General features: G+C 59.5%; 13 protein-coding genes. All 13 read left to right on the top strand.

Annotation, left to right across the window (positions count from 1 at the left end):
• The first annotated feature begins 4 nt into the window (after positions 1–4).
• The 13 genes from fabD (at position 5) to ACESMW_RS07415 (ending at position 15,987) form a co-directional block, all read left to right on the top strand.
• Positions 5–943 carry an ACP S-malonyltransferase gene (gene fabD, locus ACESMW_RS07475; protein WP_092000154.1) on the top strand — a complete coding sequence of 313 codons (939 nt, stop codon included), beginning with the start codon at positions 5–7 and terminating at the stop codon, positions 941–943.
• A 15-nt stretch (positions 944–958) separates the two neighbouring features.
• Entirely contained in the window at positions 959–1,702 is a 744-nt protein-coding gene (gene fabG / locus ACESMW_RS07470; protein WP_092000151.1) for a 3-oxoacyl-ACP reductase FabG, read from the top strand.
• 135 nt (positions 1,703–1,837) lie between these two features.
• Positions 1,838–2,071 carry an acyl carrier protein gene (acpP, locus tag ACESMW_RS07465; protein ID WP_008938713.1) on the top strand — a complete coding sequence of 78 codons (234 nt, stop codon included), beginning with the start codon at positions 1,838–1,840 and terminating at the stop codon, positions 2,069–2,071.
• A gap of 131 nt (positions 2,072–2,202) precedes the next feature.
• On the top strand, positions 2,203–3,450 hold the full coding sequence (gene fabF, locus ACESMW_RS07460; RefSeq protein WP_372986420.1) for a beta-ketoacyl-ACP synthase II: 1,248 nt from the start codon (positions 2,203–2,205) through the stop codon (positions 3,448–3,450).
• Positions 3,451–3,456: 6 nt separating this feature from the next.
• The gene (locus tag ACESMW_RS07455) at positions 3,457–4,275 is read left to right on the top strand and encodes an aminotransferase class IV (protein ID WP_372986419.1); all 819 of its coding nucleotides are present in this window, start codon (positions 3,457–3,459) and stop codon (positions 4,273–4,275) included.
• A gap of 5 nt (positions 4,276–4,280) precedes the next feature.
• Positions 4,281–5,351: an endolytic transglycosylase MltG gene (gene mltG, locus ACESMW_RS07450; RefSeq protein WP_372986418.1), complete on the top strand. Its 1,071-nt coding sequence runs from the start codon at positions 4,281–4,283 to the stop codon at positions 5,349–5,351.
• Positions 5,348–5,980, top strand: a complete 633-nt coding sequence (gene tmk, locus ACESMW_RS07445) for a dTMP kinase (protein ID WP_372986417.1) — start codon at positions 5,348–5,350, stop codon at positions 5,978–5,980. Before mltG ends, tmk begins: the two co-directional genes overlap by 4 nt.
• 101 nt (positions 5,981–6,081) lie before the next feature.
• Positions 6,082–6,861, top strand: coding sequence for an AraC family transcriptional regulator (locus ACESMW_RS07440; protein WP_372986416.1), 780 nt, complete (start codon positions 6,082–6,084; stop codon positions 6,859–6,861).
• Positions 6,862–7,044: 183 nt separating this feature from the next.
• Entirely contained in the window at positions 7,045–10,224 is a 3,180-nt protein-coding gene (putA, locus tag ACESMW_RS07435) for a bifunctional proline dehydrogenase/L-glutamate gamma-semialdehyde dehydrogenase PutA (protein WP_372986415.1), read from the top strand.
• A gap of 161 nt (positions 10,225–10,385) precedes the next feature.
• Complete coding sequence (putP, locus tag ACESMW_RS07430) at positions 10,386–11,876, top strand: sodium/proline symporter PutP (RefSeq protein ID WP_372986437.1); 1,491 nt, start codon at positions 10,386–10,388, stop codon at positions 11,874–11,876.
• 187 nt (positions 11,877–12,063) lie between these two features.
• Positions 12,064–13,074 carry a TAXI family TRAP transporter solute-binding subunit gene (locus tag ACESMW_RS07425; RefSeq protein WP_372986414.1) on the top strand — a complete coding sequence of 337 codons (1,011 nt, stop codon included), beginning with the start codon at positions 12,064–12,066 and terminating at the stop codon, positions 13,072–13,074.
• 2 nt (positions 13,075–13,076) lie between these two features.
• Entirely contained in the window at positions 13,077–15,227 is a 2,151-nt protein-coding gene (locus tag ACESMW_RS07420) for a TRAP transporter permease (protein ID WP_372986413.1), read from the top strand.
• 13 nt (positions 15,228–15,240) lie between these two features.
• A complete protein-coding gene (locus ACESMW_RS07415) occupies positions 15,241–15,987 on the top strand; it encodes a sulfite exporter TauE/SafE family protein (RefSeq protein WP_372986412.1) in 747 nt (248 codons plus the stop codon).
• Positions 15,988–16,049 lie beyond the last annotated feature (62 nt).

Below are 16,049 nucleotides of genomic sequence, written 5' to 3'. Positions count from 1 at the left end.
CCCTATGAAATCAGCCTTTATTTTTCCCGGACAAGGGTCCCAGTCTGTCGGCATGCTCAGTGACGCTGCCGAGGCCTGGCCTATCATCAACAAGACATTCGCTGAAGCCTCCAACGTGCTTGGTTACGATCTCTGGCATCTTTGCCAGAAAGGACCGGCCGAGGAGCTTAACCAGACCATGGTTACCCAGCCTGCGCTGCTGACAGCCAGTGTTGCCCTGTGGCGACAGTGGTTTGTCGCCGGCGGTCGTGCACCGAGCTTTGTCGCCGGCCACAGCCTGGGCGAGTATAGCGCTCTGGTAGCCGCCGAGAGCCTGGATTTTGTCGAGGCCGTCAAGCTGGTCCGCCTTCGGGGCGAGCTCATGCAACAGGCGGTTCCGGCCGGCGAAGGCAAAATGGCCGCGATTCTCGGCCTCGATGATGCCGACGTGGTCGCCGCCTGCGAAAGTGCGGCCCAGGGTGACGTGGTCTCTGCCGTCAACTTCAACGCGCCGGGCCAGGTGGTTATTGCCGGTTCGGCTGCAGCCGTCGACCGTGCCATTGAGGTCTGTAAGGAGCAGGGCGCCCGCAAGGCCATGCCGTTGCCGGTCAGTGTGCCCTCTCACTGCGCCCTGATGAAAGGCGCCGCCGAGGAGCTTGCCGAAGCGCTTAACGATGTACGCTTTAACGATGCTGTCATTCCGGTGGTCCAGAATGTCCACGCATCGGCTGAAACCGATGCTGACAAGCTCAAGGCCAACCTCCTCAAGCAGCTCTATTCACCGGTGCTGTGGACGGACTCCGTGCGCAAGCTGGTGTCCGAAGGCGTCGAGATGGCGGTTGAGTGCGGCACCGGTAAGGTACTGGCAGGGCTGATCAAGCGAATTGACCGTAGCCTCCCGGTTTACGGAATCGAGGATCCGGATTCACTGGCGAAGGCTCTGGAAGCCTTCGGCCAATCCTGACGAAAGGAGTCTTTCATGTCTTTGGAAGGTAAAGTTGCACTGGTTACCGGTGCAACCCGTGGCATTGGCAAGGCCATTGCCCAGGCGCTCGCGCAGCAGGGCGCCGAGGTTGTAGGTACCGCCACCAGTGAAGCGGGCGCCGAGTCGATTTCGAAGGCGTTTGCGGATGCGGGCCTGAAAGGTTACGGCATCGTCATGGATGTATCGGACCCGGAAAGTATAGAGTCTGGCCTCAAGGCGTTGACGGAAAAATCCGGTGCGCCCCAGATTCTGGTGAATAATGCCGGCATTACCCGGGACAATCTGCTGATGCGTCTGAAAGAGGACGACTGGACATCGGTCCTGGAGACCAATCTGTCCAGTGTGTATCGCACCAGTAAGGCAGTCCTGCGGGGTATGGCCAAGGCCAAGTGGGGACGTATCATCAACATCAGTTCCGTGGTTGCCGGTATGGGCAACCCGGGGCAGGGCAACTACTGCGCCGCCAAGGCCGGTGTTGAAGGCTTTACCCGCAGTCTGGCCAAGGAAATGTCGAACCGGGGCATCACCGCCAACTGTGTGGCGCCTGGCTTTATCGACACGGATATGACCAAAAAACTGGACGACAAGCAGCGCGAGGCTATGCTGGAAATCATACCCGCCGGTCGTCTGGGTGAGCCGGAGGAAGTGGCCGCTGTGGTGGCTTTCCTGGCGTCGGATGCAGCCGCTTACGTGACGGGCGAGACCATTCACGTAAACGGTGGAATGTACATGGGATAAGCCCCGTATCAGGGGCTTCTGCGCAACTCCTTGTCGCGCAACATGTTTGACTGAGTCCCTGCTTGTTTGCAGGTAGGGTTTAATCTAAACTGGCAGCACTTGAGTTGCTTGGTTGACACACAAAGTGAGGACATTATGAGTACAGTTGAAGAGCGCGTGAAGAAGATCGTTTGTGAACAGTTGGGCGTTAAAGAGTCCGAAGTTCAGAACACATCTTCTTTTGTAGAGGATCTTGGCGCTGACTCACTGGACACTGTTGAGCTGGTTATGGCCCTGGAAGAGGAATTCGAAACCGAGATTCCTGACGAAGAGGCCGAAAAGCTGGGCACTGTTCAGGACGCGATCGACTACATCGTCGCGCACACCTGATACTCTGCGATTAAGTAAGCCAGGCAAAAAGCCGTCCTTGTGAAACATCGGGGGACGGCTTTTTTATTGGCTGAAATTCAGGTTCAATCGGCGTTCTGTTTTTCCACGGACAAGATCAGGTGCAAGGGGATATGAGTAAACGACGGGTTGTCATTACGGGTATGGGCATGCTTTCACCGGTCGGTAATGATGTGCAGAGCTCCTGGGATGCCATCAAGGCCGGACGCAGCGGGATCGGCATGATCGACCGTTTTGATGCCTCCGGGTACAACACCCGGATCGGCGGGGCGGTAAAGGATCTGGATATCAGCCAGTACCTGTCCACCAAGGATGCCCGGAAACTCGACGCTTTTATCCATTACGGACTGATTGCCGCCCAGCAGGCAGTTGATGACAGCGGGTTAGAGCAATTCGACGCGCTCGACCGGGAGCGGGTGGGTGTTGCCATCGGCTCCGGTATCGGGGGCCTGGAATTCATTGAAAAAAGCGTCATCCAGATGGAGAAGTCCGGGCCCCGGAAAGTCTCGCCGTTCTTTGTACCTGCGTCCGTCATCAACATGGTGTCGGGTAATACCGCCATCCGCTTCGGTTACCGGGGTCCCAACATCTCCATTGTGACCGCCTGTACCACCGGTACCCACAATATCGGCTACGCCGCCCGGACCATTGCCTACGGGGATGCCGACGTCATGCTGGCCGGCGGATCGGAGATGGCGACCACCCGCACCGGTGTTGCCGCGTTTTCTGCAGCCCGGGCTCTTTCGACCCGCAATGACGAGCCGGCAAAAGCCAGTCGCCCCTGGGATCGGGATCGGGACGGTTTTGTCCTGAGTGACGGTTCCGGCGTGCTGGTGCTTGAGGACCTGGACCATGCCCGGAATCGGGGCGCGACCATTTATGGCGAAGTCATCGGCTTTGGCATGAGTGACGACGCCTTCCACATCACCGCGCCGCCAGAGTCTGGCGAGGGGGCTGCCCGGTCCATGCAGAATGCCATCCGCGATGCCGGCCTTGATCCGGAGGCGGTGGATTACATCAATGCCCATGGCACATCCACGCAGGTGGGTGATGTGGCCGAGGTCAAAGCCGTCAGAAGTGTTTTCGGCACCCACGCCGAAAAGCTGGCTATGAGCAGCACCAAGTCCATGACCGGTCACCTGCTGGGCGCAGCGGGTGCGGTCGAGGCCATCTTCTCGGTCCTGGCCTTGCGGGAGGGCGTTCTGCCGCCGACCATCAACCTGGACAATCCCGATGAGGGCTGCGATCTGGACCTGGTGCCCAATGAGTGCCGCAAGGCGGATCTGCAGGTGGCCTTGTCGAACTCTTTCGGCTTCGGTGGCACCAACGGAACACTGATCTTCCGTCGTTACGAGGGCTGATCGGCCGTGCTTGGGGTGTTCTGGGCGGAGGACGGCGGCCTGCCTGCGAACGACCGCGGCCTGGCCTACGGCGACGGCCTCTTTGAAACCATTCTCATGGTCGGTACCCGGGGTACCCTGGTGGGCTACCACCTGGATCGCCTGGTCCGGGATGCCGGAAGATTGGGTATTCCGGTGACCAGGGCAGAGGCGCAGGATGTCTTTGCCCGTGCCACCAGCCATTATGGTCACTCCCGCGCCGATACCCGCTGGGTACTCAAACTGATCCTGACCCGTGGTGCCGGAGGGCGCGGTTACCGTCCCGATCCGGATATGACACCAAATCTGCTGGTTTCCGCCAGTGCTGCACCGCCCGGTGTTCCCTCCGAAGGTGTTGCGGTCACTTATTCCCGCATTCCCCTGACCGTCAACCCATTGTTCGCGGGCATCAAGTCCCTGAACCGTCTGGAGCAGGTGATGGCGGCCCGCGAACTGAGCGGGGACGTCTTTGAAGTCCTGCAGTCCAACGGGGACGGCGAGCTGGTGGAAGGAACCCGGACCAACCTGTTGCTGCACACCACAGAAGGCTGGATTACTCCGCCCCGGGATTCGTTGGCAGTTGCCGGCGTCATGCGCGACTGGGTGCTGGAACGTCTTGAGGCCAGGGGCGAAGTGGTGAGTGAGCGCCCGTTGCTGTCGGAACATATCACGGGGCCGGCGTGTCGGGCCTTCTATCTTCTGAACAGCGTCCTGGGCGTGGTTGCGGTTCGCAATCTTGCCGGTCAGGATTTGCCTGTCGATAGCGGACTTGCGACAATCTGCGATCCGCTCGAAACACTGGAATAAGTCCTTTGCTCAAGAAGTTACTGATTGTTTGCGTATCTCTTACCGTGCTGGCGGCCGCCGGCACCGGACTGTGGGTCTGGCAGGGGCTGGAAACCCTTGAGAAGCCGGTAAATATTGAGGAACCGGTGCTGTTCAATGTGCCGGCGGGAACCGCCTTTAGCCGGGTTGCCCAGCAACTGGAAACCGAGGGCCTCGTTGAAAAAAGTCTTTGGCTCAGGCTTCATGGCCGACTGAATCCGGAACAGGTCCGTATCAAGGCCGGTGAGTATGAATTTACCGATGGCATGTCGGCACGGGACATGGTCGAAGCCATGGTGGCCGGTGACGTAAAACACTGGAGTATCCAGTTCATCGAGGGTTGGACCTTCAAGGACATGAGGGCCGCGCTGGCCAGTGCCGAAAGACTCCGCCAGGAAACTGCCGACTGGAGTGACGAGGAAGTCATGGCGGCGATGGGCGCGGAGGGTGAGCACCCGGAGGGTCGTTTCTTTCCGGATACCTACCTGTTCGCCAGCAGTGATTCCGACCTGGATCTCCTGAAACGATCCTTCAACCGCATGGAAACCGTCCTGGCGGAAGAATGGAAAAACCGCGAGGAGGGCCTGCCCTACGACAGCCCCTACGAGGCGTTGATCATGGCCTCGATAGTCGAGCGGGAGACCGGTGTCCCCCACGAACGGGACGAAGTAGCCGGGGTTTTTGTGCGGCGTCTGGAGAAGGGCATGCGACTGCAAACGGATCCGACCGTGATCTACGGAATGGGTGATAACTACCAGGGCCGGATCGGCAGCAAGGATCTGCGCACCTACACTCCCTACAACACCTACCGGATTGATGGTCTGCCGCCGACTCCCATTGCTCTTCCGGGTCAGGAGGCAATTCACGCGGCCTTGCACCCAAAAGACGGGGATTCCCTCTACTTTGTTGCCCGGGGTGATGGCACCCACAAGTTTTCACGCACCCTCGCGGAGCATCAGAAAGCGGTCCGGGAATTCCAGCTCAACCGCCGTGACGACTACCGGTCGTCTCCGTCTCCCGGGAATGGCGAGAGCGCCAGCCAGGAGCAGAGCCAGTGAGGCGGGGTCAGTTCATCACCTTTGAGGGTACCGAGGGCGTCGGCAAGTCCACCCAGCTGACCAATGCTGCCGAGGTGCTGCGTTCCGAAGGCATTGATGTGGTTGTCACCCGGGAGCCGGGTGGGACACCCATGGCTGAATCGATTCGTGAGTTGCTGCTCGCGCCCCGGGATGAGCCAGTGCACGAGCTGACGGAGCTTCTGCTGATGTTTGCGGCCCGCGCCCAGCATCTGCATACCCGGATTCTCCCGGCACTGGAAGCTGGTCAATGGGTGCTTTGCGACCGCTTTACCGACGCGACCTTCGCCTATCAGGGCGGTGGGCGTGGAGTGTCCAGGGAGCGTATTGCCCTGCTGGAAAACCTGGTTCAGGGCGATATCCGGCCGGACCATATCATTCTCCTGGATGCGCCGGTAGAAACTGGTATGGCGAGGGCCCGTCACCGGGGTGACCTGGATCGCTTCGAACAGGAGGCCGTGTCCTTTTTCCAGCGCATTCGCGACACCTACCTTGAGCGTGCCGGCAAAGCCCCGGACCGTTATCACCGTGTTGATGCCGCGGCCCCGTTGGCGGAAGTCAGCGAGCAGGTTGCCTGCCTTGTCCGTTCCCTGGTTACCGCCTCCCGCTGACCCGGACGGAGTAAGAATGACCAGAAACGGCCCGTTTGGTGCACTTTCTGTCCGGATCTGATTTAATTGAGTGACATTCTCAGTTGAAGCCGGTTGTCATAATGCTGGACGCTCGCCTGTTAAAGCTGCCTATTGCATCGCACCAACACCGTCACGAGCACCATCAGGTGGTCGTTGGTGTCCGGGGCGAGGCTGATCTGAGCGTTGACGGCACCGGTTCCCACCTGGACACCTGGAAAGCCTGCCTGGTGCCCACGGAAGCAAGACACGACTACTGCGGAGACAACCAGAACCACGTCCTGGTAATCAATCTGGATCCCTACATGCCGACGCTCAATACGCCGGCCCACAGGGATTACGAGCGGATGGCACCGCTGTTCGAACGGCCGCGGACGCTGGAGATGGATAACCGGCTTCAGGGCCTTGTCCAGTTTGCTGCCGGGGAGTTCGACCGTGCTCCGGACAATGACGGCATGAAGCGTCACCTGGCTGCAAGTATTCTCCACTGCATGGCCGAAAGACTGAACGACACCCGTGAGGTAATCACCAACCGGAATACCATCAGTCCCGAGGTGATCCGCCGTTACATCATGGAAAATTTGCATCGAAAGATCCGGGTGGAAGATCTGGCCGGCGTGGCGTGTCTCAGCGTCAGCCGGTTCCACGAGATGTTCCGCGAAGTCACCGGCATCACTCCCCATCAGTTCCTGTTGCAGACCCGCATTGATCAGGCTGTGCAGCTTCTGGTTTCCACATCATTGTCGGTGTCGGAAGTCAGTTACCGCACAGGCTTCTCTTCCCAGAGCGCCCTCACCAACACGCTACGGAAACACAAGGGAACGACTCCCTCGAAACTGCGATTTGGCGAAAAAGTCGCCTGAATATCTAAAAAACTGCCTGTTCCGGACGTTTTTGCAAAAGAATCGTAGGATTCTGTAAGCCGTGGATCCGTAGTAATACTAACTTATACCCTCAATGAACTGCCGTCAGGACGTAGCGGCTTCTCTATAACAAGGATAAATGGTCGACCGGTACGCATACCGGTTTCTTTCAGGGGCGCTTAGATGTTTCAAGCGAGCAGGGTATTAGAACCGGTTTATCAGGAGCAGCCGAGATCGTTTTTCTGGCACGCTCTGACCGCCAACTATGCCGTTGATGAGTCCGCCTACCTGAATGAGCTGATTCCCCTTGCCCAGAGCGATACCGCCGAACACCGGGCAGTGACCGCCACCGCAACCGATCTGATCCGGAAAGTCCGGGAGCAGGATGACGCGGTCCACATGGTCGATGCACTGCTCCAGCAATACAGCCTCGACACCGAAGAGGGCATTCTGCTGATGTGCCTGGCCGAGGCGCTGATGCGCATCCCCGACAAGCATACGGCCGATGCGCTTATTGAAGACAAGATGTCCGTTGCGGACTGGAACCGGTATGTGGGCCGCAGTGAATCCACGCTGGTAAACGCTTCCACCTGGGGGCTGTTGTTGACCGGCCGCGTGGTCAGAATGGACAAGCGCCTGGACGGCTTGCCCTCCAATATCTGGAAGCGACTGGTCAAGCGCAGTGGCGAACCGGTCATCCGTAGTGCCATGTACAAGGCCATGGCGATCATGGGTAAGCAGTTCGTGCTTGGCCGTGATATCGATGAGGCATTGAAGAACGCCCGTGAATACCGGCAGCTGGGATACACCTACTCCTTTGACATGCTCGGTGAAGCAGCGCTGACCGAAGAAGATGCCGGGCGCTACCTGAAGGACTATCTCGGCGCGATTGAAGCCGTCGGTAACGACAGCTATCCCGGCAACGGAGCCCCGCGCCCGTCCATCTCGATCAAGCTCTCCGCCCTGCATCCCCGCTACGAAGTGGCGCAGGAACACCGGGTGATGGAGGAGCTTTACGAGACAGTCTGTGACCTGATCGCGGTCGCCCGTCGGAACAACGTGGCCATTACCATCGATGCCGAGGAAATGGACCGGCTGGAGTTGTCCCTGAAGCTTTTCGAGAAGGTCTACAGCTCGGAAACCGTCAAGGGCTGGAGCGGCTTCGGTATGGTGATCCAGGCCTATTCCAAGCGTGCCTTGCCGGCGCTGTGCTGGCTGACGAAGCTGGCCAGGGAGCAGGGCGACGAAATTCCCATTCGCCTCGTCAAGGGGGCGTACTGGGATACCGAGATCAAGATCTGCCAGCAGTTGGGGCTGGAAGGTTACCCGGTCTTTACCCGGAAAGAAGCGACGGATACCTCCTACCTGGCCTGTCTGCGTTACCTGCTCAGTGACTACACCCGTGGGGCACTGTACCCACAATTGGCGAGCCACAATGCCCATACCGTGGCCTCGGCCCTGGCCATGGCCCGCAACAAGGGCCGGGAGTTCGAGTTTCAGCGCCTGCACGGCATGGGTGATGCCCTGTATAACAGTATCCTGCGGGAACACGACATTCCGGTCCGGATCTATGCCCCGGTCGGTGCCCACAAGGACCTGTTGCCCTACCTGGTGCGACGGCTTCTCGAGAATGGCGCCAACTCGTCTTTCGTCCACCGGTTGGTGGATGCCGAGACGCCGGTGGAAGACCTGGTCCTGAATCCGGTCCGGGAGCTGCAGAAATACCGGGCACTGGCCAATGACCGGATTTCGCTACCCGAACGCATCTATGGCGGCGAGCGGACCAATTCCCGTGGCCCGAATACCCATGTGGAGGCGCATCTGGAGCCGCTGCTCAGTCGCCTGGGACAGTGGGCCAGTACCAGTTGGCATGCCGGCCCGGTAATCCGGGGCACCCGGGTGCTTGAAGGGCAGCGCAAAGAAGTGTGCTCCCCCTACGATGTATCAAAAAGCCCGGGAACCGTGGTATGGGCAGGCAGGGATCAGGCCGAAGAGGCATTGGCCTCGGCTGATGCGGGTTTCCGGGCGTGGAACGAGCGGCCGGTGGCCGAGCGCGCCCGGTATCTGGAACGGTATGCGGATCTGCTCGAGCAGAACATGGAAGAACTGATGGCGATCTGCTGTCGCGAGGCGGGCAAGACCATCCAGGACGGTATCGACGAGGTCCGCGAGGCGGTGGATTTCTGCCGCTACTACGCGATTCAGGGTCGTGCCCGTTTTGGCAGCCCGATTGCTCTGCCGGGCCCAACCGGTGAGAGCAATGAACTGTATATGGAAGGCCGCGGCGTCTTCCTGTGCATCAGCCCATGGAATTTTCCGCTGGCCATCTTCACCGGCCAGATCATGGCGGCCCTGGTGGCCGGCAATACCGTGATTGCCAAGCCGGCGGAGCAGGCCAGCCTCGTTGCCTACCGGGCAATAGAGCTGATGCTTGAGGCGGGGTTCCCGCCGGATGTGATTCAACTGTTACCCGGTGATGGCGAAGAACTTGGCGGCATACTGACCCCGGACCCCAGGATTGCCGGCATCGCCTTCACCGGATCTACACAGGTTGCCCATCTGCTGAACCGGACGCTGGCCGGTCGGGATGGGGCAATCGTGCCCCTGATTGCCGAGACCGGGGGGCAGAACGCCATGATCGTGGACAGCAGCGCGCTTCCCGAGCAGGTGGTACGGGATGTGTTGCAGTCTGCTTTTGCCAGTGCCGGGCAGCGCTGCTCGGCACTGCGGGTGCTGTATCTCCAGAACGATGTGGCGGATCGTATGGAGACGATGCTCGCCGGTGCCATGCAGCAGTTATCCGTTGGTAATCCGGAGCTGCACCGCACCGATGTTGGCCCTGTAATTGATGCGGCAGCGAAGGAGGCGCTCCAGGCACATCTTGAAGAACTGGACCGGAACGCACGGCTGATTGCCAGGACGCCGATGCCGTTGACCTGTGAGTCGGGCCACTTCGTTGCCCCGTCCGCCTATGGGATCGAAAGCATAAAAGATCTGAAAGATGAGCACTTTGGGCCAATTCTTCATGTAGTTCGTTACGATGCCGAGCGGCTGGATGAGGTCATCGACGAAATCAACGGTAGCGGGTACGGACTGACGCTGGGCATTCACAGCCGGAGCGAGTCCACCGCGTCGTATATCGAACAGCGGGTGAAAGTGGGCAATACCTACGTCAACCGCAATCAGATCGGAGCAGTGGTGGGGGTTCAGCCCTTCGGCGGCCGGGGCCTTTCGGGTACCGGGCCCAAGGCGGGGGGGCCCCATTACCTGCAGCGCTTTTCAACAGAGCGCACAAGGACGGTCAATACCACGGCAGTCGGGGGCAATGCCTCGTTGCTGTCGCTGGGTATTGAAAAGGTTTAAGGATCAAAAAGAACAGAAGACATGGAAGTCTCACTGAATTCGGGCGGTGACGTGCCCGGATCAGGGTTGTCCCTCTCATCCTGGGCTCAGGGTGCAGAAGGAGAGCCGTTGCAAGTCAACAACAAGCAACCCAAAAAGCGCACGGGGAGAAAACCGAAATGATAGGAAACAACGTAGGGGTCACGATAACCTTTATCGCCTACATCCTACTGATGCTGGGCATCGGTTATGTGGCCTGGAAACGTACTTCCAACCTCTCTGATTACATTCTCGGCGGCCGTTCCCTCGGTCCGCTGCCTTCTGCACTGAGTGCTGGCGCCTCCGATATGAGTGGCTGGTTGCTGCTGGGTCTTCCCGGTTATGCCTATGCCGCCGGTTTCGAGGCCATCTGGATTGCCGTCGGCCTGCTGGTCGGTACCTGGCTGAACTGGCTGTTCGTTGCCAGCCGCCTGCGCACCTACTCACTCTCTGCCGGTGACTCGCTCACGCTGCCGTCATTCTTCGAGAACCGGTTTAACGATACCACCCGGATCCTCCGGGTGGTCTGTGCCTTCTTCATCCTGCTGTTCTTCCTGTTCTACACCAGCTCCGGTCTGGTTGCAGGCGGCAAGTTGTTTGAAACCGTGTTCGGCCTGGATTACACCGTCGCCGTAGTGGTCGGTACCATCGCGGTGGTTTCCTACACCTTCTTCGGTGGTTTCCTGGCGGTTTCCTGGACTGACGTGGTGCAAGGCCTGCTGATGTTTGCGGCTCTGCTGCTGGTACCCATCATGGCCATGAACCTGGCCGGTGGCTGGGGTGAAACCATGAGTGCCATGGAAGCCAAGAACCCGGAACTGATGAATGCCTTTACCGGCACGGACGGTGAATCCCTGGGTATCCTGGCGATCCTGTCCCTGCTGGGCTGGGGTCTGGGTTACTTTGGTCAGCCGCACATTCTGGCCCGTTTCAAGGCCATCCGTAGCGAAGACGACGTTCCGACTGCCCGCCGCATTGCCGTGATCTGGAGTGGTCTGGGTCTGCTGGGTGCGCTGCTGGTCGGTTTTGCCGCCATCGGCTATTTCGACACCCCGCTGGAAGACGGTGAGCGCGCCTTCATGCTGCTGGTTGACGCCCTGTTCCATCCGGTAATTGCCGGTATCCTGTTGGCTGCCATCCTGGCCGCCATCATGAGTACCGCGGATTCCCAGTTGCTGGTGTCTTCCTCTGCACTGGCCGAGGACTTCTACAAGGCACTTTTCCGGAAGGACGCTTCCCAGGCCGAGCTGGTGTGGGTTGGCCGCTTTGCCGTTGTTGGCATCGCGATCATCGCCTGTATCCTGGGGCTGAACCCGGACAGCAAGGTTCTGGAACTGGTGTCCTACGCCTGGGCAGGCTTCGGTGCCGCCTTTGGTCCGGCTCTGATCCTGTCTCTGTTCTGGCGTGAAATGACCAGGGCAGGCGCCATTGCCGGTATCATCGTCGGTGGTGTGACCGTTGTAATCTGGGGCAACATGTCCGGTGGTATCCTTGATCTGTACGAGATCATTCCGGGCTTCATCTTCGCCACCATCGCCATCGTCGTCGTATCCAAGGTCGGCGATAAGCCGCATGCCGATATCCTGGCCGGCTTCGACAAGGCCATCAAGGCGCGGTACCACAACCTGCCGTAAGGCAGTAACTGTGGCCGGGAGATGATCCCGGATAAGAAAAGCCCCCGGCACTTGTGTCGGGGGCTTTTTTGTTCCGTAACAGAAAGTTATGTTTACCTTCCGGGTGGAAACGGGCGGATCCAGCGACTATGTTGAGAAGGTTAAAGTCCACCAAACCAGTAAAAATAAAGAAAAGGGGCAGCGGGTTATGAACAAGCGAACTTTCCTGAAATCCGCCATGGGGCTGGCCGCTGCCGCGGCGGTTTCCCTGTCTCCGCTCACGGCACAGGCGGAAGGAAACTATGTCATGGGAACGGCCACGACCGGGGGTACCTATTACCCGGTGGGTGTCGCCATTTCCACGCTGATCAAGGTCAAGCTTGAGCCGACAACCGGTATTTCAGTCTCTGCCATCAGCTCCGCGGGGTCCGGTGAGAACCTGAAGCTGATGGATGAAGACCAGATCCAGTTCGGTATTCTCCAGGGTCTTTACGGAGCCTATGCCTGGAACGGTACCGGCCCGGTACCCAAGGCCTACAAGAACCTGCGTTCGGTTTCCATGCTGTGGCAGAACGTGGAGCACTTTGTCATCAGCAAGGAGCTGGCCGAGACCGGCACCATCGAGGACATGACCAACCTGTATGGCGAGACCTTCTCTATCGGCGCCCGCAACTCCGGCACCGAAGGTTCGGGGCGTTTCATCCTTGGCAATCTCGGAATCGACCTTGAGCAGATGGACATGGCCTATCTGGGCTATGGCCCGAGTGCCGATGCCCTGCAGAACGGCAACATCGACGGTATGAATATCCCTGCCGGCGTGCCGGCTTCGGCGGTCACCCGTGCCTATGCCAACATGGGTGAGGACATCACCACCCTGCATTTCACCGAAGAGCAGCTGGCCGAAGTGAACAGCGACTTTGAGCTGTGGACACCCTATAACATCCCGGCCGGGACCTATCCGAATCAGGAAGAGGACATCAACACCATTGCCCAGCCGAACATTCTGGCCGTGAGGGCCGATGTGTCGGAGGAAGATGTGTACGAGATCACCAAGACCATCTATGCCAACCTGCCGTTCCTGAACAACATCCATCCGGCAACCAAGGCCATGGCCCTGGAAAAGGCGATTGCCGGCTTGCCGATGCCGCTGCATCCGGGCGCGGCCCGTTTCTACCAGGAGCAGGGGCTGACCATTCCTGACCGGCTGATCGCGAAATAACGGTGGCGGAAACGGAAAAGGACGGATCCCCCGAAGGGATCCGGGATGAGAGTGTCAGTGGGGCCAGCGAACGCCTCGATCACCGGCTCCTGGGGCCGGTGATCTTCGGTCTCGCCATACTGACCTCACTGACACACCTGTACTTCAACACCATCTCCACATTGTCCGAGCTGTGGACCTCGGCTCTGCACTTCGGGTTGTTCGGGCTGATCTGTACCCTGACCACGCCGATGTTCAGGGCCCGGACCACCGCCGGGCAAAAATTTGTGCTGGGGATGGATGTCGTCCTGGGCCTGCTGGCGCTGGCCTGTGCGTTTTACCTGATCGTTTTCGAGACCGCGCTCTACCAGCGGGGTGTCAATTTCAATACCACGGATTGGCTGGTGTCGATTACGGCCGTGATCCTGGTACTGGAATTTGCCCGGCGGACTGTCGGTTGGTTCATTCCCGTACTCTGCATGGTCGCGCTGACCTACGTGGCCTGGTGGGGCCAGTACGTTGACGGCATCTTCAATTTCCCGGGCCTGAGCTGGGAGACGGTGCTGTTCCGCTCCTACATCGGGGGCCAGGGTATGCTGGGCTCCATCGCACGCATCTCCTGGACCTACGTGTTCATGTTCATCCTGTTCGGGGCGTTCCTGGTGAAGTCCGGGGCAGGGGATTTCATCATCGAACTGGCCCGCTGTGCCGCCGGGCGCTTTGTTGGCGGGCCGGGGTTTGTGGCGGTGTTCTCTTCCGGTCTGATGGGTTCGGTTTCCGGTTCCAGTGTGGCCAATACCGTTTCCACCGGGGTTATCACGATTCCCTTGATGCGCAAAGCCGGCTTTCCGGCCCGGTTCGCGGCGGGGGTCGAGGCTGCTGCATCCACCGGGGGGCAACTCATGCCGCCGGTCATGGGGGCCGGTGCCTTTATCATGGCGTCGTACACCCAGGTGTCCTACCTGACGATTATCGGCGTGGCGGCATTGCCGGCACTGCTGTATTTCCTGTCTGTCGCGATGTTTGTACGCATCGAGGCCAAGCGCAGCCATGCCGTCAAGCTGGAGGATGATCAGGCGCCCCGGCTGGCCGAGGTGCTCAAGGACGGCTGGCACTTCCTGTTGCCGCTGGTGGTTCTGGTGGCAGCACTGATTTATGGCTTCACCCCGACCTATGCGGCGGGTATCGCCATTCTTTCGGTGATTGTGGCCTCGTGGTTATCGAAACACCCCATGGGCTTCCGGGATATTCTTGATGCCCTGGCCATGGGAACGCGCAATATCATGACCACGGCGATCCTGCTGATTACCGTTGGTCTGATCGTGATGGTGGTCTCCACCACTGGCATCGGCAATACCTTCTCGCTGATGATTACCGACTGGGCCGGTGGCAGCCTGCTGGTGACCATTATTCTGGTCGCTCTGGCCTCGCTGATTCTGGGTACGGGGTTACCGGTCACCGCCGCCTATATCGTACTGGCGACGTTGTCGGCCCCGGCCATCTACCAACTGATTGCCCAGAGCCAGTTGCTCGAGATGATTATGGCTGGCAACCTGCCCGAGCAGGCGAAGGCGGTTTTCATGCTGGCGGCGCCGGACAAGATGGATCTGCTCAATGCGCCGATGGATCGGGCAATCGCCATGGAACTGCTGGCAGTGGTTCCGGATACCTTCAGCAGCCAGTTGCTGGACCAGGCGCTGTCACCGGCAACCCTGTCCATGGCGCTGGTGGCGGCCCATATGATCATTTTCTGGCTGTCCCAGGATTCCAACGTAACCCCGCCGGTCTGCCTGACCGCCTTTGCCGCCGCGGCTATCGCCGGCACGCCCCAGATGCGTACGGGATTCACCGCCTGGAAGCTGGCAAAGGGCCTGTATATCGTACCTTTGTTGTTTGCCTACTCGCCGCTGATCACCGGGGACATCACCGAGATGCTCCGGGTGTTCTGCTTCGCGTTGTTCGGTGTCTACGCCATCATCGCCGGGTTGGAAGGCTATCTGGAGCATCCATTGCATCCGGTTGTCCGGCTGGTGATGTTCCCGATTGGCGCGCTGATGCTCTGGCCCCACGGTCAGGTGATGCTGGATGCCGCCGGGCTGGTCATTTTCGTACTGGTCTTTATCCGGAGCAGCCGCCACGGCCGGGGAATCGTGACAGCCCCGGCGAAAGCATGATGGAGCTGCGCCCATGACCATTGTGGAAGTGCTGGCTCTGCTGTGCATCGGTGGTGTCGCGGGCTTTATCAATGTGCTGTCCGCCGGCGGTTCTATGCTGACCCTGCCTTTGATGATGTTTCTGGGGCTGCCGCCCCAGGTCGCCAATGGCACCAACCGGGTGGCAATTACCCTGCAGAGTGTCACCGCCGTCAGCGGCTTTCGCCGTATGGGGCATGGCAACCTGAAGGTCAGCCTTTACCTGGCAGTGCCGGCGGTCATCGGTTCGCTGCTGGGGGCCTGGATGGCGACCCGGGTATCGGATGCCATCTTCGAGCTGGTGCTGGTGCTGGCCATGATCGGCGTATCGGTGTTCATGCTGTTGCCACAACCCAGGCTGGATACCCGCCCGCTGACCACGGACCGCCTCGGACCAGTCATTTTCTTTGCCATGTTCCTGATCGGCATGTACGGCGGCTTTATCCAGGTCGGGGTCGGGGCGCTGTTCCTGGTGGTGCTGTACCGGATTCTGAAAATCGACCTGCCCCAGGTGAATGTGTTCAAGGTGTCGATCATCCTGCTCTATACCGTTCCGGCTTTGCTGATCTTTGCGTTCAACGATCAGGTGCGGTGGGGGATGGGGCTGACCCTGGCGCTGGGTAATATCGTTGGTGCCTTCCTCGCGGTTAAGGTCAACGTGAGCAGCCAGGGGGCCCGATGGGTGAAATGGCTGACGCTGGTCATGGTGGCCGCGATCCTGATCCGGCTGATCTTCTACTGACCGGGCCGGCTGAAAGGGGAGCATAAAAAAACGCCAGCCCGGAGGCTGGCGTTTTTCTGGAG

Source organism: Marinobacter sp., from assembly GCF_041690455.1.
Lineage (GTDB): Bacteria > Pseudomonadota > Gammaproteobacteria > Pseudomonadales > Oleiphilaceae > Marinobacter.
The sequence above is the reverse complement of the archived record's forward strand: the minus strand, read 5'-3'. Positions and strand labels throughout refer to the sequence as shown.